This is a genomic window from Variovorax humicola (assembly GCF_037889915.1).
GTDB classification, from domain to species: Bacteria; Pseudomonadota; Gammaproteobacteria; order Burkholderiales; family Burkholderiaceae_C; genus Variovorax; species Variovorax humicola.
The window spans coordinates 25,406-46,876 of the sequence record NZ_JBBKZV010000030.1; the positions used below are offsets into that span (position 1 = coordinate 25,406).

Sequence of the window (21,471 nt, forward strand, 5' to 3'; positions counted from 1 at the left end):
AAATGAACAAGCCCATCGACGCTCGCCTGCTGCAGACCGCGGAGGCTTTCGCGGACTACCTCAAGAACGCGGAAGCACGCATCGACGTTGCCGCGGAAGCCAAGGCCCATGGCGACGGTGCCCGCGTCGGCATCAGCCGGCCGCACGAATCGGCGCAGTTGCACGTTGCCGGCGAGGCCACCTACATCGACGACATCCCCGAACTGGCCGGCACGCTGCATTGCGCGCTGGGCCTTTCGCCGGTGGCCAACGGCCGGCTGGTGGGCATGGATCTGGACGCGATCCGAGCCATCCCCGGCGTGGTGGCAGTGCTGTCCGCGCAAGACATTCCCGGCACCAACGATTGCGGCTCGATCGTTCACGACGATCCGATTCTTTGCGCCGGCGACATTCGCCACCTCGGCCAGCCCGTTTTTGCGGTAATTGCCGAAACGCGCGACGTCGCCCGCCGCGCCGCCGCCAAGGCAAAGAGCGTTCTCACGATCGAGACCGAGCCGCCGGTGCTGACGCCGCGCCAGGCCCATGAAAAGGGCCAGTACGTGTTGCCGCCCATGCATCTTGTGCGCTCGACCAACGAAGGTGGCGCGCAAGCCGCCATTGCCAAGGCGCCGCACCGGCTCAAGGGAACCTTCGACGTGGGTGGCCAGGAACAGTTCTACCTGGAAGGGCAGATCAGCTACGCTATCCCCAAGGAAGGCGGCGCAATGCACGTGTATTGCTCGACCCAGCATCCGAGCGAAATGCAGCACCTGGTGGCGCATGCGCTGCATCTCCATGCCAACGAGGTGCATGTCGAATGCCGGCGCATGGGCGGCGGCTTCGGCGGAAAGGAATCACAGTCGGGCCTGTTCGCCTGCGTGGCCGCGATCGCCGCCAATCAGTTGAAGCGCCCGGTCAAACTGCGGCTGGACCGCGACGACGACTTCCTCATCACCGGCCGGCGCCACTGCTTCTGGTACGAATACGAAGTCGGCTACGACGACGAGGGCCACATCCTCGGCGCCGAGGTCACGATGGTGTCGCGCGCCGGCCATTCGGCCGACCTGTCGGGTCCGGTGATGACCCGCGCGCTCTGCCACTTCGACAACGCGTACTGGCTGCCGGATGTGTCGATGCACGGCTATTCGGGCAAGACCAACACGCAGAGCAACACGGCGTTCCGCGGCTTCGGCGGTCCGCAGGGCGCCATCGCCATCGAGAACATCATGGACTCGGTGGGCCGCGCGCTCGGGCGCGATCCGCTCGACGTGCGCCGCACCAACTTCTACGGCAAGACCGAGCGCAACGTCACGCCGTACGAACAGGTGGTGACCGACAACATCATCGACAAGCTGGTCACCCAACTGGAAGACAGCAGCGACTACCGCGCGCGCCGCGCAGCGGTGGCCGCGTTCAACGCGACGAGCCCGGTGCTCAAGCGCGGCATTGCGCTGGCGCCGCTGAAGTTCGGCATCTCGTTCAACGTCAAGCACTTCAACCAGGCCGGCGCACTCGTCCACGTGTACACCGACGGCTCCATCCTGGTGAACCATGGCGGCACCGAAATGGGTCAGGGCCTGAACACCAAGGTGGCGCAGGTCGTGGCGCATGAACTCGGCGTGAGCTTCGAATGCGTGCGCGCCACCGCCACCGACACGACCAAGGTCGCCAACACCTCGGCCACCGCGGCATCGACCGGCGCCGACCTCAACGGCAAGGCTGCCCAGGACGCCGCGCGCCAGATCCGTGAACGCCTCGCGGCCTGTGCCGCTGCACGCCATGGCGGCGAGGCCTCCGCCGTGCGCTTCGCCAACGACAAGGTCGAAGTCAACGGCCGCACGATCGATTTCGCCACGCTCGTCGGCGAGGCTTACATCGACCGCGTGCAGCTCTGGTCCGACGGCTTCTATGCGACGCCGGGCCTGAGCTGGGACCGCGAGAATATGAAGGGCAACCCGTTCTTCTACTTCGCCTACGGCGCAGCGGTCAGCGAGGTCATCATCGACACGCTCACCGGCGAATGGAAGCTGCTGCGTGCCGACATCCTGCACGACGCGGGCCGCTCGCTCAATCCGGCTGTCGATATCGGCCAGGTCGAGGGCGCGTTCATCCAGGGCATGGGCTGGCTCACGACGGAAGAGCTGGTGTGGCACCCGCAAAGCGGCAAGCTCACCACGCATGCGCCAAGCACCTACAAGATCCCGACGGCCAACGATTGCCCGCCGGTGTTCAACGTGCAGCTTTTCGAAGGCGACAACTTCATGGACTCGATCCACCGCAGCAAGGCTGTCGGCGAGCCCCCGCTGCTGCTGCCGTTCTCGGTGTTCTTCGCCATCCGCGATGCGGTGTCGGCGGTCGGCGACCACAAGAGCGATCCGCCGCTGCGCGCGCCCGCCACCAGCGAGGCCATTCTCGACGCCATCACCGCTGTCCAGTCGGCTGCCTGATCGAGGCGTCATGAGAGACAACGCCCTTTTCGACAAGATCGACCTGCATCTCATACGGGTGCTGTACACGGTCTTGACGGACAGAAGTGTGTCGCGTGCGGCCATCCGGCTGGGCATGTACCAGCCGGCAGTCTCTGCCGCGCTCAAGCGCCTGCGCGATCTCTCGGGCGACCCGTTGCTGGTGCGCTCCGGCACGGGCATGGTACCCACCGACGCCGGCCTGCGCATGATCGAACCCAGCGCCAGCATCCTTCGCGCGGCCGAAGTGTTGTTCAGCGACGCGCGCGGCTTCGACCCGCAGACCGCGAAGACCACCTTCCGCATCGCCGCCAGCGACTACCTCGATCCGCTCTTCCTGCCGATGCTGGTGGCGCAGGTCAAGAGCCAGGCGCCGCTGTGCAAGATGGAGATCCATCCGCTGTCGCCAGACTCCGACTACCTCGCCCACCTGTCGCTGGGCCATGTCGACCTGGTGATCGGCAACTGGCTCAAGCCGCCGGAAGAGCTGCACATGGCCCGGTTGTTCGGCGACGAGGTGGTGTCGCTGGTCAGCACCGACCATCCCGCGGTGCGGCGCGGCTGGGACGCACGGACCTGGCTGTCGGCCGAGCACATCGCGCCGATGCCCACCCATCCCGGCGCACGCGGCGTCATCGACCAGATGCTGGACGAGTTGAACCTGCAGCGCAACATCACCGCGCGCTGCGCGCATTTCAGCCTCATCGGCGACATTGTTGCGTCGAGCCTGCTCGTGCTGACCACGGGGCGACAGTACTGCGAGCGCCTCGTCGACCGGCTGCCGGTGCGCATCCTGGAATGCCCGGTCGCGCTGCCGCAATTGATGTATTACCAGCTCTGGCACGAGCGAACGCATTCGTCGAGCTCCGCGCAATGGCTGCGAGAGCGCAGCAAGAACGTGGCCGCATCGCTGCGATCAAGTACGAGGAGCGCGTTCAAACAGAAGGCTTGAAGCCCGGCAACAAGTAGGGGGTGATAAAAAAGGACAGCGACTGGCGTCGTCAGCCGGACGGACTTCAGCGACTGTTCCTGAATGAAATGACAACGATTACAGGTCATGACACCCTACAGACTCCAACTTGCGCACATCACCAAGCGCTATCCGGCCGTGGTTGCGAACAGCGATGTTTCGCTCGTGGTCCAACCCGGCGAAACGCATGCCGTTCTCGGCGAGAACGGCGCCGGCAAATCGACGCTGATGAAGATCATCTACGGCTCGGTGAAGCCGGATGAAGGCACCGTCAGCTTCAACGGCCAGCCGGTCAATATCCGCAACCCGCAAGAGGCGAGGGCGTTGGGCATCAGCATGGTGTTCCAGCACTTCAGCCTGTTCGACACGCTCACCGTGGCCGAGAACGTCTGGCTCGGGCTCGACAAGAGTCTGGCGCTGGCCGAGGTGGCGCGCCGCGTCGAGGCCAAGGCGAGCGAATACGGGCTCGACATGGACCCGTCGCGGCCGGTGCACACCTTGTCCGTCGGCGAGATGCAGCGCGTCGAAATCATCCGGGCGCTGCTCACCAACCCCAAGCTGCTGATCCTCGACGAGCCGACCTCGGTGCTCACGCCGCAGGCCGTGCAGAAGCTGTTCGTGGTGCTGAAGCAGTTGTCCGCCGAGGGCTGCAGCATCCTCTACATCAGCCACAAGCTGCATGAAATCCGCGAACTGTGCAGCGCCTGCACCGTGCTTCGCGGCGGCAAGGTCACGGGTGTTTGCAACCCGCAGCAGGAAAGCAACGAGTCGCTGTCGCGCCTGATGATCGGCGCCGAGCCGCCGCCGCTGCAGCATCGCCAGGTCAAGGTCGGCGCGGTGGCGCTGCGCGTCAAGGGGCTTACGCTGGCGCGCGAAGACCAGTTCGGCGTCGACCTCGACGGCGTGAACATGGATGTGCGCGCGGGCGAGGTCGTCGGCATTGCCGGCGTCTCGGGTAACGGGCAGAAAGAGCTGCTCTATGCGCTCTCCGGCGAAGACACGCGCGCCGAGGCCGGCATGATCGAGATGTTCGGCCAGGCCGCGGCGCGAATGCGACCGCGCGGGCGGCGCAGGCTCGGCATGCACTTCGTGCCCGAAGAGCGCCTGGGCCGTGGCGCGGTGCCGACGCTGAGCCTCGCCCACAACATGCTGCTGACTCGCGACAACGCGATCAGCAAGAGCGGCTGGATCCGCACCGGCGCATTGCAGGGCCATGCGGCCGACATCATCAAGCGATTCAACGTCAAGGCCGGCGGCCCGGGCTCGGCGGCACGATCGCTCTCGGGCGGCAACCTGCAGAAGTTCATCGTCGGGCGCGAGATCGATGCGAACCCCAAGCTCTTCATCGTCGCGCAGCCGACCTGGGGCGTGGACGTGGGTGCCGCGGCGCTGATTCGCGCCGAGATCCTCGCGTTGCGCGACGCGGGCTGCGCGGTGCTGGTGGTCAGCGAAGAACTCGACGAGTTGTTCGAGATCAGCGACCGGCTGTATGTGATCGCCAAGGGGCAGTTGTCGCCCTCGGTCGATCGGGCCGCGGCCACCGTGCCGCAGATCGGTGAATGGATGAGCGGACTCTGGCATGGTGCCGCCGCAACAAGGGAGGCCGCACATGTTCAAGCTTGAAGCCCGTCCGCAGCTCTCCAAATTCTGGAGCTATGGCTCGCCGATCCTGGCGCTGCTGATCACGGTGCTGATCGGCATGGCGCTGTTCGCCGCGCTCGGCAAGGACCCGGTCAAGGGCCTGCTGGTGTTCTTCTACGAGCCGATCAAGAACGGCTACGCGCTCGGCGAGTTGATGGTCAAGGCGACGCCGCTGCTGATCATTGCGCTGGGCCTGGCCGTGTGCTTCCGCTCGAACGTGTGGAACATCGGCGCCGAAGGCCAATTCGTGATCGGCGCGATCTGCTCGTCATTCGTGGCGGTGCTGGCCGACAAGAGCACCGGCCCCTGGATCGTTCCGGCCATCATTGCGGCGGGCATCGCGGGCGGCATGGCCTGGGCGGCGATCGCGGCCGTGCTGCGCGACAAGTTCAACGCCAACGAGATCCTCGTGACACTGATGATGGTCTACATCGCGATCCTGGTGCTGGGCTATGTCGTCGCCGGGCCGTTGAAGGATCCGGCGGGCTTCAACTTCCCGCAGAGCAAGCCGTTCGACGTGATCACGCAGATACCGCGCCTCATGAAGGGCTCGCGCGTGAGCATCGGCCTGGTGATCGCGCTGGTGGGCGTCGCGGCGCTGTGGGTCTTCCTGTTCCGCACGCGGGCCGGGTTTGCCCAGCAGGTCGGCGGCCTGGCGCCGGCGGCTTCGCGCTACGCGGGTTTCTCGGCCCGGCGCGCGGTGTGGATTGCCTTGCTGACCTCGGGCGCCGCAGCGGGCCTCGCGGGTGCGCTCGAAGTCGCAGGCCCGATCGGCCAGCTCACGCCCTACCTGCCGGTGGGCTACGGCTTCGCGGCCATCATCGTGGCCTTCGTCGGGCGCTTGCATCCGGTCGGGATGGTGTTCTCGGCCATCCTGATGAGCATGTTCTACATCGGCGGCGAGCTGGCGCAATCGCGCCTCGGCTTGCCGAAGTCGCTGACCGGCGTGTTCCAGGGCTTGCTGCTGTTCACGCTGCTGGCTTGCGACACGCTCATCGCGTATCGCGTCCGGCGCAAGGCGGCACCGAAGCCGGCGCCTCTCTCCACCGGTACGGCCTCGCTGCAGGCCAGCACCCCCATCACTGCACAACCCGTCGCACGCGCCACTGAAGGAGCGCTCTGAACATGGACTCCTACGCACTCCTGCTGGGCTCGATGCTCAGCGCCGGCACCGTGCTGGCCATCGCCTCGCTCGGCCTGCTCATCAATGAGAAGGCCGGCATCGTCAACCTCGGCGCCGAGGGCGTGATGCTCTGCGCTGCCATCGCCGGCTTTGCCACCACCGTGCAGACCGGCAGCACCTGGATCGGCTTCCTGGCCGGCATGGCGGTGGGCGCCTTCCTGTCGGGCTTGTTCGGCCTGCTGGTCATCTGGCTCAACACCAACCAGTACGCGACCGGGCTGGCGCTGAGCCTGTTCGGAGTGGGCTTCTCGGCCTTTGCCGGCAAGGACTACGTGCAGGCCAAGCTGCCTGAGAGCGTGCAGTACCCGCTGCCGCTCCTGGGGGACATTCCTCTGGTCGGGCCGGCGCTGTTCCGGCACCACCCGATCGTCTATTTCGCCGTGTTCCTGACTTTCGCCCTGATCTGGTTCCTGTACCGGACGCGCTCCGGGCTGGTGCTGCGCTCGGTCGGCGAATCGCCCGATTCGGCGCATGCGCTGGGCTACCCGGTACGCCGCATCCGCCTGCTGGCCGTGATCGCAGGCGGCGCACTGTGCGGCCTGGCGGGCGCGTATCTGTCGGTGATCTACACCGGCTTGTGGGTCGAGAACATGGTGGCGGGCAAGGGTTGGATCGCGTTGGCGCTCACCACCTTCGCGACCTGGCGGCCGGCACGGGTGTTGCTTGGCGCCTACCTGTTCGGCGGGGTCACGATGCTGGGCTTCCACCTGCAAAGCGTGGGCGTGGACGTTCCCAGCCAGTTCCTGAACATGATGCCGTACGTCGCGACCATCGTGGTGCTGGCGCTGATTTCCCGCAACCCGGCGTTCATCCGTGTGAACATGCCGGCATCGATCGGGAAACCGTTCTACCCCGGCTCATAATCCGCCTTTGTGACTTTCTGTGTTTGCCAACCCGTCCCTTTGAGGATTTCCAACAATGACTGATCTGATGAACAAGCGCTCCCTGCTCAAGTTGGCCGCCCTGACCGCCGTGGCTTCGGCCGCACTGGTGGGTTGTGGCAAGAAGGAAGAAGCTGCGGCGCCGGCCGCCCCCGCCGCTCCGGCACCCACCGCCGCGGCGCCTGCGCCAGCCGCGGCCGCAGGTCCGCTGAACATCGCCTTTGCCTACGTGGGCCCCGTCGGCGACGGCGGCTGGACCTTCGCGCACGACAACGCCCGCAAGGCGGTGGAAAAGGAGTTCGGCGACAAGATCAAGACGACGTTCGTCGAGAGCGTGCCCGAATCGGCCGACGCCGAGCGCGTGTTCCGCGAAATGGCCGGCTCGGGCGCCAAGCTGATCTTCGGCACCACGTTCGGCTACATGGAGCCCATGCTCAAGATCGCGCCGGACTTCCCCGACGTGAAGTTCGAGCACGCCACCGGCTACAAGACCGCGCCGAACATGCGCACCTACGACAGCCGCACCTACGAAGGCGCCTACATGGCCGGCATCATTGCGGGCGGCATGACCAAGAGCAACCAGCTCGGCGTGGTCGGATCGGTGCCGATTCCCGAAGTGCTGCGCAACATCAACAGCTTCACCATGGGTGCGCAGTCGGTCAATCCGAAGATCACGACCAAGGTGGTGTGGGTCAACGAATGGTTCAGCCCGCCGAAGGAAACCGAGGCCGCCACCGCACTGATCAACGGCGGCGCCGACGTGCTGTTCCAGAACACCGACTCGCCGGCCGTGCTCAAGACCGCACAGGAAAAGGGCAAGCGCGCCTTCGGCTGGGATTCGGACATGACCGCCTACGGCCCGAAGGCCCACCTGGCTTCCGCCGTCATCAACTGGACGCCGTACTACATCAAGGCGACGCAGGACGTGCTGGACGGCAAGTGGACGACCGGCCAGAGCTGGTGGGGCGTGAAGGAGGGCGCGATCGACATCGTGTCAATTGCCGAAGACGTGCCCGCCGAGGTCAAGGCCAAGGTCGACGAGGCCAAGAAGGGCCTGAAGGACGGCAGCTTCCAGATCTGGAAGGGCCCGATCGTCGGCAACGACGGCAAGGAACTGATCGCCGCCGGCGCTGTGGCCGACGACAAGTTCCTGTCGGGCGTGAACTTCTACGTCAAGGGCGTGGACGGCAAGGTTCCGGGCGACAAGAAGTAAGCTCGCAACCTGCCATGGAAGGGTCGCCTCCCGGCGGCCCTTTTTCGTTTCCGGAGTCACACACGATGAACGTCAAGCCCGTTGCCGCCGACCGCCTGCCCGCTTTGCTGCGCGCCATGCCCAAGGCCGAACTGCACATGCATATCGAAGGCTCGCTCGAGCCCGAATTGATCTTCGCGCTGGCGCAGCGCAATGCGGTGAGCATCCCGTACGCGAGCGTCGAGGATTTGCGCCGCGCCTATGCCTTCACCAACCTGCAGAGCTTCCTCGACATCTACTACGCCGGCGCCAGCGTGCTCGTGAAGGAGCAGGACTTCTACGACATGGCCTGGGCCTACCTGGAGCGTGCGGCGGCCGACAACGTCGTTCACTGCGAGATGTTCTTCGACCCGCAGACGCACACGGCGCGCGGCGTGGACGTCAAGACCGTGATCGACGGGCTGCATCGCGCCTGCGTCGATGCGCAGGCGAAGCTCGGCGTGAGCGCATCGCTCATCCTCTGCTTCCTGCGCCACCTGAGCGAGCAGGACGCCTTCGAGACGCTGGAGCAGGCGCTGCCATACCGAGACAAATTCATCGGCATCGGGCTGGATTCGAGCGAACTGGGCCATCCGCCCGAGAAGTTCGCCAAGGTGTTTGCGCGCTGCCGCGAGCTGGGCTTCCATCTCGTGGCGCATGCAGGCGAAGAGGGGCCGCCGGAATACGTCTGGAGCGCGCTCGACGTGCTCAAGGTCGAGCGCATCGACCATGGGGTGCAGAGCAGCAAGGATCCGGCGCTGATGAAGCGGCTCGCGCAAGACAGGATCCCGCTGACGGTGTGCCCGCTGTCGAACCTCAAGCTTTGCGTGTTTCCCGACCTGTCGAAGCACAACCTCGGCGCCTTGCTCGATGCCGGCCTGGTTGCCACGGTCAATTCCGACGACCCAGCGTATTTCGGCGGCTACATGAACGAGAACTTCGTGCAGACCTTCGCCGCGACCGGACTCACCGCGCAGCAGGCCTGGCAGCTTGCGGCCAACAGCTTCCAGGGGAGCTTCATCGACGCGCCGGCCAAGAGCCGCTACATCGACCGCCTGAACGAGGCGTTCGCGGCCTTCGCCTAAAATCGCGTACCCGCTGCAGGCGTCCCGGCTGCAGCGGGTTTGTGTTTTTCCGGGGCCATGTAGAGGACCACCATGTACAAAAACCTCGTGGCCGCATTCGCGGCCGCCTGCTTTTTATCTCCCGCTTTCTCCCAATCCCCGGCACCCGCGGCCGCTCCGCTCAAGATCGGCTTCGTCTACGTCGCGCCGCTCACCGACGCCGGCTGGGTGCATCAGCATGAAGAAGGCCGCAAGGCCGTCGAAGCCGCGCTGCCCGGCAAGGTGAAGACCACCTATGTCGAAAACGTCTCCGAAGGCCCGGACGCCGAGCGCGTGATCCGCGACCTGGCCCAGCAGGGCAACAAGCTGATCTTCACGCCCAGCTTCGGCTACATGGAGCCGACCATGAAAGTGGCGCGTGACTTCCCCGACGTCAAGTTCGAATCGATCACCGGCTACAAGACCGCGGACAACGTCGCCATCGCCAATGCCCGCTACTACGAAGGGCGCTACCTGGCCGGGGTTGCCGCTGGCCGCATGACGAAGACGCACCTCGCAGGCTATGTCGCGGGCTTCCCGATTCCCGAAGTCTTGCAGGGCATCAATGCCTTCACGCTCGGCATGCGCTCGGTCGACCCGAAGGCGCAGGTCAAGGTGATCTGGCTCGACGAGTGGTTCAACCCGCCGAAGGAGCGCGACGCGGCGATGTCGCTGTTCAACCAGAACGCCGACGTGATCGCATTCCACACCGGCTCCACCGCCGTCATGACCGCGGCGCAGGAGCGCGGCAAGATGGCCGTGGCCTATCACTCCGACATGCGCAAGATCGCGCCCGACGCACAGATCGTCGCGGTCACGCACCAATGGGGCGGCTACTACACCCAGCGTGCCCGCGCGGTGCTCGACGGCACCTGGAAGAGCGGTTCGGTGTGGGGCGGCGTGAAGGAAGGAATGATCCGCGTCGGCGACTTCGGCACCAAGGTGCCCAAGGCTGTGCAGGACGAGGTGCTCGCACGGCAGCGAGACATCGCAAGCGGCAAGCTGCAGCCCTTCGCCGCAGCCGCCGACGTGCGCGACAACCAGGGCCGCGTCATGATCCCGCGCGGCACATCGCTGACCGACGCGCAGATCCTGCAGATGAACTGGCTGGTGGACGGCGTGCAGGGCAAGGTCGGCCGCCAAGGCACTTGATCGCTCAGTCGATGAAGCCGCGCGCGCGTTACCTGCGGTGATGGCGCGGGCCGGATGTCGTCGCGAAGAGCCGTTCACCTTCGAGGCTGAAGACCGTGCCGCCGTACTGCGAGCGCATCACGCCGGCGACCGCCGTGACGGCCGTCATGAAGGCGCCTTCAAGCCACCCCCCGTGGTGGCTCATGCTGTCCCCCGCAACGAACAGCCGCTGCTTTGGCTGTGTGCTGGCCTCGGCACTGAGCACGCTGGTGCGGTAGTGGTCATAGAGCGCGTTCGAGAAGGCCGTTTCACTGGCCCAGTCGAGCTTGAATCCGCCGCGTCCGTCCTGGTCGGCCGACCAGTCGTACATGTAGCCGGTGCTCTGAGTCGCGTTCGCTAGCATGTTCGAGACCCAGAACTCCTGCACGGTGTCACCATTGTTGACCTGCGCGAAGCGATTGGCATCCTGGGCGTGACGCCAGCGCAGCGTGGCGTCCTGGGCCGATCCCGCGTAGGCGGACAGTCCCCGCAACCTAGAGGCTTCGTTGGTCGCCTCGTCGCCCCAGGCATAGGAGGCAAGGACGTTGGTGGTGCCCAACTGCCCGTCGAGGCAGTAGGTAGCCGCCAGGTCAGTGTCGGAAAGGACCATCTTCACCCGCTTGGTGCCCAAGGGGTTCACCGGAGCAAATGTGTTGAACTCGGCCGTGGGCAGGTCGGTGAAGTACTTGGTCGTGCGCATCATGTGCATGTTCTTCAGCGCCGCATACAAGTTGCCACTGCCGCCCTTTTGCAGATCGAAAGGGTGCAGCAGCGCCTCCGTCGTCGTGTAAGTAAGAATCCCGCCCTTCACCTCGAAACGCAAGGTGCTGCCGGCGGGAATCTGCTCACCGGCCTGCATGCCTGCAAACGGCTCGAGGATGCGTTGCGCCGCATGGTGGGAGGTGGCGACGATGACGTAGTCGTGCGTCGATGTCGCGATCGCGTCCGTCGCCTTGTCGTAGCGCACGACGACCAGCTTCGCGTTCCCGGCCTGACGGCCGATGAACAGCACCTTGCCTATCGTCTCGGTGCGCTGGATGATGTCCAGGCCCTGTATCAGCCGGGATGGGAAGTCCGTGTTGGTGCTGGCGCTGGTGCCCGTGTTGCCCGGGAAAAGGTACTCGTCGCTGTAGTTCCAGATGAGCAGTCGCGCGATCTCGTTGAATGTGACGTTGTTCAGAGCGCGGAAGCCGCCTGTGCCGAAGCCGTAGCGACCGAACAGTTCGATGTAGTAGGAGCGGTCCCGCGTGGCCGTGATCTGGATGGTGCCGGCGTTGATGAGTTGCTCGATGGCGTCCTGGACGATATCGATCAAGGGTACGTCGTAGTCCTTGAGGAAGCTGTCCCACTCTTTCCAGACCTGCAGGACCTGCACATCGCTCATGCCGAGGATGGTGGGGGCCTGCCCCGCGTTGCCGACCAGGATGGTGGTGAAGTAGCCCACCGAGCGGCTGTAGGTGGAGTCAACCACCTGCGTCAGCATGTAGTTGATGACGCCGTTCTTGACGGCCTCCATCGTGGCGAAGTTCTGGACCTGTTGCGCATCGTTCATCCCTGCGATTGCAACGCCGGTACCGGTGTCGTCGATCTCGAAGACAACGTTCATGTCGCGGAACAGGAATTGCGTTGGCACCCGGCCCGGGTTGGGAAAGCGCGTGAGCGCCACGCCACCGCCGTTGGGATAGGCCTTGCCGATGTAGTTCCAGGTCAGCAGAGCAATCGACGGAAAGCGCATGCAGCCGATTTCCTGATAGTTGGGCCCCGGCTTGACGGTGAAGATGCGCCCGTACTTGCCCGAATAGGTGACCAAGGTGGTTTCGGGGTCCTCCTCGACCTCGGAGTCGTAGTTGAAGTTGGTGACGTTGAATGTCGCGCTGGGGTTGTTGCGGGCGATCTCGTTGAACTCCGTCATTGCCGCCACTGCGCCGGCGCCACGCCCGACGATGCAGATGTCGAGTGGCCCGCTGGCCAGCACGGCGGGCTTGATCATCTGGCCCATCACGACGCTCTTCCACCGTACCAGCGGCTGATCGGGATAGTAGACATCCTGGGCCCTGAAGTTGTCGACGGTAGGAGTCACGGTTGGCGCGCGACCGGCGGCCTGGTGTTGAATTCGCAGCATGTTTTTTTCCTTGATTGTTGAGATGCGAGAGCGTTTCGAAGCCCGCGACACGCGCCCGCATGTCATGACGGGACAATTCAGTTCACGCGGCAATACGAGACTTTGAACACGCTCTTTAGGTGTACGTGGCGGGGCTAGATCTGACATCTGGCCGGCCGGATGGATGTGAACGTGGCAGTGGGTGATGAGTTTCTCCTTTGCGAGGTCGAGTGAATCGAGGAACGTCTGCATGGGGTCTAGGCGTCAAGGTCGCTGTGCAAGTCTTGGATCGATTCGTAGATCTTTCTGCGCTGGGTGATGCCGGCGAACATGGCGTCGCTTGCGTACCAGGTCTGGCACCTCAATTCGGCTGAGGTGGCGGCATAGTGATCACCGTAGACCTTGAGGTTTTCGACCGCCTTTTCGATCTTGGGTGCAGGCAGTAACCCGCCACGGCATATGCCCGGGTCGGGGTTCCAGGACAGATCAAGCCTGGGCGACTCGTCGCTGAGACGCCGCAATCGTCATGACGGCCGCACAGGTGATTAGAGCGATACCCGAGACTTGCGCGATCGACACTCGTTCGTCCAATACAAGCCACGACAGCAGCAGCGAGAAAACGACACTCAGGTACTGCAGCGACGCAGAAACGATCTGGCTTCCCGATCCGAACGCCTTGGAGACACCAAATTGCCCGAGAGCACCGAAGATCCCTGCGACCCCGAGGAGCACGTAACCGACGGGTTGGGCGGTGAACTCCAGCCTGGCTAGGGATGTGAGGGGAAATGAGAAGAGGGCGGCCGTCATCGAAAAGTAGAACACCATCTGCCACTCGTTCTCCCCCGCATTCTTGAGGGCTCGCACATCCTTGAACGCAAGCGCGGCCACAAAGGCGGCTGCCACCCCCAACAGCACGGGTAGCACATCGCTTGCGCCAAGGGTGCTGCCAAATGGGTTGAGCATGATCAGCACTCCAAAGAAGCCTAGCAAGACGAACGCAAGCTCGCTCCTCGTTGGCCGGGATTGCTGACCGCCAACCCAGTACAGGATCAAGCCCAAGAAGAGGGGCGACATGTAGTTCAGCGTTACCGACACCCCCATGGGCAGCACACCCAGGGTGTAGTACCAAGTACTCATCGACACTAGGCCGCAAATGCTTCTGCGCGCGTGGACCGAGAAGACCCGGGTTCTTAGCCTGAATCTAAAAAATAGGTTCAGTCCGAGCACGAAGGCGATCGACGAGGTGGACCGCAAGAAGAGGATGTCGGCGACCGAGAACTTAGGCGACTGCAACTTGATGATGAACGCCATCAGAGTGAAGCTGCTCGTCGCCAAGAGCATCCATGCGACGCTGTACATGGCGGTCACCCCCATGAGGGCTGCACAACTACCTGCACAGGTAGTTGTGCCTCGCGAGGTCACGCGAATTCCTCGTCGAGAACCACAGTGGTTACGCCAGCCTCGGGGGTGACGCCCATCAGCGAGGCGCCAGTTGTCGTGATACGGAGCAGGCGACGCACCTGATCCTGAGGCAAGTCTTTGGTTGTTGCCGAATGAAGCAAACTGCGGTTGTCCCAAACGACTACATCGAAGGGCCTCCACTTATGGCAATGCACATACTCACTCTTTGTTGCATGAGCTATCAGCGAATCAATCAATTTGTCGCTATCCTCTTGGCTCAAGCCCTCGATGCCAATCACGGACCCAATAATTCGCGGTGCAATGTGTAGGGATTCTGCGCCGGTTTCCGGATGCTGCTTGACCAACGGATGCACGACCTCCGGCGTATCCCGGCGTTCTGCCTCCCCTACAAACTTCCAACGGGCCCATGGATCGTCCCGGTTCGGCGACCAGCGGTACTGATGCCGCAATCGCAGACTCCGCAGGAATTCCTTTTCATGTTCTGGAATGTCCTCATAGGCCGCCTCCAGATTCGCAAACAAAGTGTCGCCCCCCGCGCTGGGAATTTCCGTTCCAATAAGCATCGTTGCGCCGGCCGTGACAGGCTTGTATGACGAGTCAGCGTGCCACCCATCTCCGAAGTACTTCATGACGTCGTTGCGCCCCTTCTCCGACTGGTTGGACAGCATCGTCAGTGTGGAGATTTTGGGGTGGCGCATGGCTCGCACATGGTGCTCTTCAGCTTTGCCAAAAATAGTCCCAAATTCGACGAAGTCCTCTATCGAGATGTCCTGATCTCGAAAAACCAAGACCTTATGCTCCAGAAAGAGCTTGGCAATTTCGCCCCGATACGCTCGGACGCTGTCCACGCTGATTCGAAAATCCGTGACCTCGCCCACGAACGTGTTTGTAACCCTCTTTACCTTCACCTTTGTCCCCCTTGATTGATCAATGTGCGCACTTTACATGCAATCAATGAGGGCCAAAGAAGTGATTATTGTATGAATATAAAAGCTAGTAATATGGATGGTTGGTTCGCAGCCGTCATTGGATCGCTCGATACAAAGCCGCTGTACAGCAGGATCTTCGTGGCTATCGATCAGGCAATCAGGGAGGGGATGGTTCAGGCGGGGGACGTTCTGCCGACCCAGCGGGAACTCGCGCAAAGAATTGGATGGCCACTCAGTACGGTGACGCGCGGCTATCAAGATGCCGTCTCACGTGGACTCATACGCACCGACCGCAGGAACGGGAGTACGGTGCTCGGCAAGGACGAAACTGGACATGTGCGAAGAGACGCCCCTCTCGTGCCACCCTCGTTTTTCGAGCAATCCGACGTCTACGACCTCACGAAGCAGGCTTTGATCAGCCCGCTGTACGCAGAGAGCGTGAAGCACGCACTGGCAACCCTCTCAGACAATCCCGCAGCGCTGTTCAACAACTTACGCTACAGCTCAGGGCAGTTGGATGTCAATGCGCGCAAGAGCTTCATTGAATTCTTCGCAGCGCACTATCAACTGTCGTTGGATGCACAGAACCTCATCCTCACCTCGGGTGCCCAGAATGCGCTCGTATGCGCTTTGCTGTCACTGTTCTCTCCTGGGGACAACATTGGCTGTGAGCACTTCACCTATCGTGGTCTTCAGTACGCGGCTCGCATCGCCAGGCTCAACCTGATACCTATCGAGATGGATGAAAGGGGGATAAAGCCTGACAGGTTGCAGGCCGCCATTGTTGCCCACAGCATCAAAGGTGTGGTGTGTGTCCCCAACTACCAGAACCCAACAGCAACCACCATGAGTGAGGAGCGCCGGAGGGAAGTGGCCTCGGTCGCGGCGCGGCACCGAATTCTCGTAATTGAGGACGACGTCTACGGCCTGCTGGCAGGCAACAAGATCGCCCCCATCTTCAGCCACTACCCAGAAGGCACATTTCTCATCAACGGGGTGTCAAAGGCTTTGGGGCCAGGGTTGCGAGTCGGGGTGATCATCTGCCCAGCAAAGTTCGACATTCAACTCAGTACAGCGGTGCGTGCCACGACTTGGATGCCATCGCAGGTCGACGTATCAGTCATCGGCTCCATGCTTGCCAATCGGTCCGCCTCAAGAATCATCGAGCAGAACAAGAAGATCCTGAATCACAGAACCTCGAGACTGGTCGAGCTACTAAAGGGGCATCGCGTTTCGTTTGGTGTTTGTTGCCCGCATGCGGTTGTACATCTTCCTCCGACACTTAGACCGGCATTGCTCATTGATTGGTTGCAGGCCGAACGGATCCATGTCGAGGGTGCTGACCTTTTCACGATAGGCGAGCATTCAGGTAACTTCATTCGAATCAACCTGACCGGCGTGTTCAAGGACGAGAACTTCAACTACGCGATTGGCAGGATCGCAACAGCGCTCACTGCGCACGCCGACTTGTTGTAGATCCGGGTTGCGCGCGGGACATGAGTTCTTTCTTTTCATCAGCGCCCGCCCGTTTGGATGGTAAGCAGCCATGATGGGTATGACTTGCCCGGTTTAGTCGAGACGAGAAGACGCGCAAGCGCGAGTTCCTCGACGAGATGGATCGGGTGGTGCCTTGGAGTGCGCTGGTTCAGATCGTCGAGCCGCACAGCCCGCGGGCCAAGACCGCTCGCCCGCCGTTTGCGATTGAGAGGATGCTGCGCATTCACTACCTTCAACAGTGGTTCGGGCTGAGCGCGCGCCGCGTGTGTTTTGCAGGCTATCCTTAGAACTCAGAGGAGCACGAATGGGATTCCATGTTGGTTGGATCGCAGTGAAGGGGAATACACCCGGCAAGGGCAATGCTTGGAGGCAATCAACTTGAGCAAGTGCGAGAGCATTTCTATCCAAAGACTACGGTTCTCGCCTATAGGTGGCCCCGTGGTTGAGCAGGAAGCACATCCCGGAGCGCGGGTGCGGCCTATCCACTTTGCGGCGTGTTCAGATTTGCGCGGCCCGCGCGGTGCTCGACGGCACCTGGAAGAGCGGTTCGGTGTGGGGCGGCGTGAAGGAAGGAATGATCCGCGTCGGCGACTTCGGCACCAAGGTGCCCAAGGCCGTGCAGGACGAGGTGCTCGCACGGCAGCGAGACATCGCAAGCGGCAAGCTGCAGCCCTTCGCCGCGACCGCCGACGTGCGTGACAACCAGGGCCGCGTCATGATCCCTCGCGGCACATCGCTGACCGATGCGCAGATCCTGCAGATGAACCGGCTGGTGGACGGCGTGCAGGGCAAGGTCGGTCGGCAAGGCTCGTGACAGTGCACGAGCGAGGCCGGCGGCCGGCACCGCTCAGTCGATGAAGCCGCGCTCGCGCTGGAAGTAGGCGGCATCCGCCGGCACGGCCTTGACCCGCATCGCCGGCTGTCCCGCGTAGAGCGCGCACTCTTCCACGTGCGCCTTGTTGAGTAGCGAGCCGGCGCCGAGAACGCACCTGTCAGGCAGCACCGCGCCGCCGATCACGGTCACGCGCGTGCCCACCAGGCAATAGGCGCCGATGGAGATCGGCTTGCAGTCCTGGCGCGCCGTCACCACGTCGATGCCATGCGTGATGATTTGCGAGTGATAGCCCGCCATGGTGGTGAAGGCGCCGATCTCCACGCGGTCCGTGCAGTCGATGATGTGCGACTTGGTGATGGCGGCATGCGCGCCAAGCAGCAGGGCAGGGTCGCGTCCAGTGCGGTGCGTGAAGTGGGCGCCGGCGGGCGGGTGGCCCGTGATCCAGTTGCCCCGCTCGATGCTCGAATACTCTGCGCACACCAGGCGCCCGAGGTGGATCGCGACATTGAGATGTCCGATGTATGCATGCTCGCCCATTTCCAGTTCACCCGGGAAGACGTACGACAGCCCGATGCGCGCACTGTCCGCGATGCGGTAGCCCCACACCTTGCGCAGCAGCCAGCGCTTGAGGGGCCAGGGCATCGCGACAACGATCAGCGACAGCAGCTTTTTCATGAAGTCTGCCGGGCGTCGATCGCCTTGCGGTAGGTGTCGACGTATCCCTGGGCCATGCGCTCCGAGGAGAAGGACGCGGCATTTTCGAGACCCAGCCTGCGCATTTCGTCCAGCCGGGGCGCGGCCTCTTCGATCGCAGTCGCGAGGCCGTCGGCGTCTTCGGGATCGACGTACACCGCGGCTGTACCACCGATCTCGTTCATCGGCGCTAGATCGGAGGTGAACACCGGGCAGCCGCAGGCCTGCGCCTCGATGATGGGCCAGCCGAAGCCCTCCTGCAGCGAGGGAAACAGCAAGGCTGTGGCACGGGTGTAGAGCGCGCACAAGTCTTCATGGGACACGTTCTGGATCGCCACGACCTTGTCGGATACGCCGCCGGCGAGTGCAACTTCGGCCAATGGCGGCGACAAGGGAACCCCCACGATCAACAGCTTGTCGACCAGCGGGGCGTGCCCGTTGGCGACGCTGCGCCGCTGCAGTTCGATGAATGTCTTGAGCACCGTGATCCGGTTCTTGCGCGGCAGGTCGAGGCCGATGTGCATCAGATAGCGCTCTTGCGGACCCAGGCCGGCTCTCTGGACCGCGGACGCGGCGACTTCCGGCGCGACGGGCGCAAAGGCGGCATTGAGGCCATTCAGCACCACATCGACCCTCTGTTGCTCGGCCAGGCGCAGCGCGAGCAGGTGGCGTCGTGTCAGGTGCGAAACGCAGGCGATCTCGTCCGCGCGACCCAGCCCTCGCGAAATCAGCCGCTGGAACAAGCGTCCGGTCCAACTCATGGTCCAGCCGGGAATCATTCCGAGGGACGCCTGTATCGCAATCACGTCGTGGCACGTCACGATGTTCGGCTTTTCGACCACCCGGGGCACGTACATCGCGTTGGAATGGTCCGTGATATGGACCACATCGGCCCAGCGCAGGTGCCGCTTCAGCGTGAGGGGGAACAGCACGAACTTGTCGAAGTAGCCCGCCCACTTCCTGGGCAGCCGGTGCGGCCAGGGCAGGCGCCGCAACAGTGGCGTGGGCGTGAGCAGGCGCACATCATGGCCGAGCCGCGCGACTTCGCGTTGGATGACAGTCTGGAACAGCAGCATGCTCGTCTGCTCGTCCAAATGGAGGTTACCTATCAGGAGCACTTTCATTGATTTGCAGGGATTCTGGGGAAAGGGTCGTGTGGTGGTGGAAAGGTGCCCCCCTGGAAGCCGCGACCATTGTGTACGGTTGCGGATACTAATTATCGGTTTACGAGCACTATTGCCGTACTGTTTCTGCGTAAGCTAACCTCCATGAAAGCCTACCGTGCCTCACTTTTGCGATTTGACTTGGATGGAGGCGTACTGTTTGACGAAGATGGCTTGCTGGTCGTCGGCCCCGACTCGCAGGGCCGGCAGGTCGTGCAGGACGCCGGGCCCTGGCATGAACTGGCTCCCCGCCATGCCGGCCTGGATGCAACACGCCTGCCCGGCCGCATCCTGGCGCCGGGATTCATCGACATGCACATCCACTTTCCGCAGACCGACATCATCGGAGCGCCAGCGGACGGGCTGCTTCCATGGCTGGAAAACTACACATTTCCAGCCGAGAGCCAGTTTTCCGATCCGGCGCATGCAGCGCAGGTAGCTGACGTATTCCTGGACGAATTGGCGCGCAACGGCGTGACCACCGCACTGACCTTCGCCACGTCGCACCCGGCCTCCGTCAACGCCATCTTTTCGGCGGCGCAGCGACGCAAGTTGCGCATGATTGCAGGCAAGGTCCTGCAGGATCGCCATTCGCCCGACGGTGTACGGGATCAAACTGAACAGAGCCTGATCGACACGGAAGAGTTGATCAAGCGCTGGCACAACGTCGACCGCCTGGGTTACGCCATCACGCCCCGCTTTGCGCCGACCTGCACGGACGAGCAATTGCGCGGCGCCGGTGAACTGGCCGCCCGTTATTCCGATACCTGGATCCACACCCACGTTGCCGAGAACGAGGACGAGGTGAAGTGGGTGATGAAGCTGTTTCCCAAGGCGCGCTCCTATCTGGATGTCTACCTCGGCTTCGACCTGATGCGTGCCCGCTCGGTGTACGCGCATTGCATCCATTTCGACGACGACGACCGCCGGCTCATGCGTGAAACCGGTGCGGCTGCCGCCGTCAGCCCCACCAGCAACCTGTTCCTGGGCAGCGGGTTCTTCGATTTCGAGGGTGCGAATCGCATCGGCTACCACTACGGACTGGCCAGCGACGTCGGCGGTGGCACCAGCTTCAGCCCGTTTCACACCATGCTTGCTGCCTACTACGTCGGTCGCGAAGGCCGGACCAAGCCCGGCATGAGCATCGCTCCGTCGCAACTCTGGTGGCGTCACACCGCGGGCGCCGCGCGCGCACTCGGGCTCGATGGCGTTGTCGGCAACCTGCTTCCCGGCTGCGAGGCCGACTTCCTGGTGCTGAACCTCAAGGCGACCCCGCTGCTGGCGCGCAAGACCGGGCGCGCAAACAACCTGGAGGAACTGTTGTTCTCGCTGATCGTGCTCGGCGACGACCGCGTGATCGAACGCACGGTCATCTCGCAAGCGGAACCCATTGCGGGCGGCGTGCCAAAATCCGCGCCAACTTTCCGCAGCCCCGACTTCACATGAGCATCAAGAGCGACAAATGGATCCGGCGCATGGCCGAACGCAACGGCATGATCGAGCCCTTTGAGCCAGGCCAGATCCGCGAGCGCGACGGCCACAAGATCATCAGCTACGGCACCTCGAGCTACGGCTACGACATCCGGTGCGCGCCCGAGTTCAAGGTGTTCACCAACATCCACAGCACGGTGGTCGACCCGAAGAACTTCGACGAGAAGAGCTTCGTCGACATGCACGGCGAGTACTGCATCATCCCGCCCAACAGCTTTGCGCTGGCGCGCACGGTCGAGTACTTCCGCATTCCGCGCAACGTGCTGACCATCTGCCTCGGCAAGAGCACTTACGCGCGCTGCGGCATCATTGTCAACGTGACGCCCTTCGAGCCCGAATGGGAAGGCTACGTCACACTCGAATTCAGCAACACCACGCCGCTGCCCGCCAAGATCTATGCGGGCGAGGGCTGTGCGCAAGTGCTGTTCTTCGAGAGCGACGAGGTCTGCGAGACCAGCTACAAGGACCGTGGCGGCAAGTACCAGGGTCAGCGTGGCGTGACGCTGCCCAAGGCCTGAGTTACAGCGCCTGCTTACGCAGCGCGCCACCCCTTCGCCCCACCCCTGCGCGCCACCCCTGCGCGCCACCCCTCGCGCAGCGTCATTCCCTGATGAGAGTCGCGTGGGCCGCGCCCGCTGGCGTCATGACGGCCGGTTACACGCGCAGGCTCTGAGCCGGTACTATTCAAGCGCTATCCGGCCTGCGCCGGTGAGGAGA

General features: G+C 63.3%; 16 protein-coding genes and 2 pseudogenes. 13 read left to right on the forward strand and 5 right to left on the reverse strand.

Annotated elements, in window-relative coordinates:
• Positions 1 to 2 precede the first annotated feature (2 nt).
• From xdhB to WKW80_RS29790, 8 genes are all read left to right on the forward strand, one after another.
• On the forward strand, positions 3 to 2,426 hold the full coding sequence (gene xdhB / locus WKW80_RS29755; RefSeq protein WP_340367202.1) for a xanthine dehydrogenase molybdopterin binding subunit: 2,424 nt from the start codon (positions 3 to 5) through the stop codon (positions 2,424 to 2,426).
• Between the two features lie 10 nt (positions 2,427 to 2,436).
• Positions 2,437 to 3,396, forward strand: coding sequence for a LysR family transcriptional regulator (locus tag WKW80_RS29760; RefSeq protein WP_340367203.1), 960 nt, complete (start codon positions 2,437 to 2,439; stop codon positions 3,394 to 3,396).
• A gap of 105 nt (positions 3,397 to 3,501) precedes the next feature.
• Entirely contained in the window at positions 3,502 to 5,037 is a 1,536-nt protein-coding gene (locus tag WKW80_RS29765; protein ID WP_340367204.1) for an ABC transporter ATP-binding protein, read from the forward strand.
• The gene (locus WKW80_RS29770) at positions 5,024 to 6,178 is read left to right on the forward strand and encodes an ABC transporter permease (RefSeq protein WP_340367205.1); all 1,155 of its coding nucleotides are present in this window, start codon (positions 5,024 to 5,026) and stop codon (positions 6,176 to 6,178) included. The genes WKW80_RS29765 and WKW80_RS29770 overlap by 14 nt, the downstream gene beginning before the upstream one ends.
• 2 nt (positions 6,179 to 6,180) lie before the next feature.
• Positions 6,181 to 7,101, forward strand: coding sequence for an ABC transporter permease (locus WKW80_RS29775; protein WP_340367206.1), 921 nt, complete (start codon positions 6,181 to 6,183; stop codon positions 7,099 to 7,101).
• Between the two features lie 55 nt (positions 7,102 to 7,156).
• On the forward strand, positions 7,157 to 8,332 hold the full coding sequence (locus WKW80_RS29780) for a BMP family ABC transporter substrate-binding protein (protein WP_340367207.1): 1,176 nt from the start codon (positions 7,157 to 7,159) through the stop codon (positions 8,330 to 8,332).
• A 65-nt stretch (positions 8,333 to 8,397) separates the two neighbouring features.
• Positions 8,398 to 9,435, forward strand: coding sequence for an adenosine deaminase (locus WKW80_RS29785; protein WP_340367208.1), 1,038 nt, complete (start codon positions 8,398 to 8,400; stop codon positions 9,433 to 9,435).
• A gap of 72 nt (positions 9,436 to 9,507) precedes the next feature.
• Positions 9,508 to 10,605, forward strand: a complete 1,098-nt coding sequence (locus tag WKW80_RS29790; protein WP_340367209.1) for a BMP family ABC transporter substrate-binding protein — start codon at positions 9,508 to 9,510, stop codon at positions 10,603 to 10,605.
• A 28-nt stretch (positions 10,606 to 10,633) separates the two neighbouring features.
• Here the strand turns inward: WKW80_RS29790 and WKW80_RS29795 are convergent, their stop codons facing one another.
• The 3 genes from WKW80_RS29795 to WKW80_RS29805 form a co-directional block, all read right to left on the reverse strand.
• Positions 10,634 to 12,745 (reverse strand): flavin monoamine oxidase family protein, encoded by a 2,112-nt coding sequence (locus tag WKW80_RS29795; RefSeq protein ID WP_340367210.1) that lies wholly within the window; start codon positions 12,743 to 12,745, stop codon positions 10,634 to 10,636.
• A 465-nt stretch (positions 12,746 to 13,210) separates the two neighbouring features.
• Positions 13,211 to 14,083 carry a DMT family transporter gene (locus tag WKW80_RS29800; RefSeq protein WP_340367211.1) on the reverse strand — a complete coding sequence of 291 codons (873 nt, stop codon included), beginning with the start codon at positions 14,081 to 14,083 and terminating at the stop codon, positions 13,211 to 13,213.
• 59 nt (positions 14,084 to 14,142) lie between these two features.
• The gene (locus tag WKW80_RS29805; protein WP_340367212.1) at positions 14,143 to 15,054 is read right to left on the reverse strand and encodes a TauD/TfdA dioxygenase family protein; all 912 of its coding nucleotides are present in this window, start codon (positions 15,052 to 15,054) and stop codon (positions 14,143 to 14,145) included.
• Between the two features lie 72 nt (positions 15,055 to 15,126).
• Between WKW80_RS29805 and WKW80_RS29810 the strand changes: the two genes are divergently transcribed.
• The 3 genes and pseudogenes from WKW80_RS29810 to WKW80_RS29820 form a co-directional block, all read left to right on the forward strand.
• Positions 15,127 to 16,551 (forward strand): aminotransferase-like domain-containing protein, encoded by a 1,425-nt coding sequence (locus WKW80_RS29810; RefSeq protein WP_340367213.1) that lies wholly within the window; start codon positions 15,127 to 15,129, stop codon positions 16,549 to 16,551.
• Positions 16,552 to 16,655: 104 nt separating this feature from the next.
• Positions 16,656 to 16,859: pseudogene (locus tag WKW80_RS29815) on the forward strand (transposase); the annotation flags it as partial.
• Between the two features lie 224 nt (positions 16,860 to 17,083).
• A pseudogene (locus tag WKW80_RS29820) lies at positions 17,084 to 17,386 on the forward strand (BMP family ABC transporter substrate-binding protein); the annotation flags it as partial.
• Between the two features lie 33 nt (positions 17,387 to 17,419).
• Here WKW80_RS29820 and WKW80_RS29825 read toward each other — a convergent pair.
• Together WKW80_RS29825 and WKW80_RS29830 are read right to left on the reverse strand one after the other, a co-directional pair.
• Positions 17,420 to 18,082: an acyltransferase gene (locus WKW80_RS29825; RefSeq protein ID WP_340367214.1), complete on the reverse strand. Its 663-nt coding sequence runs from the start codon at positions 18,080 to 18,082 to the stop codon at positions 17,420 to 17,422.
• Entirely contained in the window at positions 18,079 to 19,224 is a 1,146-nt protein-coding gene (locus WKW80_RS29830; protein ID WP_340367215.1) for a glycosyltransferase family 4 protein, read from the reverse strand. Before WKW80_RS29830 ends, WKW80_RS29825 begins: the two co-directional genes overlap by 4 nt.
• A 144-nt stretch (positions 19,225 to 19,368) precedes the next feature.
• On the opposite strand from WKW80_RS29830, the gene guaD reads away from it, so the two are divergent.
• Together guaD and dcd are read left to right on the forward strand one after the other, a co-directional pair.
• On the forward strand, positions 19,369 to 20,709 hold the full coding sequence (gene guaD, locus WKW80_RS29835) for a guanine deaminase (RefSeq protein ID WP_340367252.1): 1,341 nt from the start codon (positions 19,369 to 19,371) through the stop codon (positions 20,707 to 20,709).
• Entirely contained in the window at positions 20,706 to 21,272 is a 567-nt protein-coding gene (gene dcd / locus WKW80_RS29840) for a dCTP deaminase (RefSeq protein WP_340367216.1), read from the forward strand. The genes guaD and dcd overlap by 4 nt, the downstream gene beginning before the upstream one ends.
• Positions 21,273 to 21,471 lie beyond the last annotated feature (199 nt).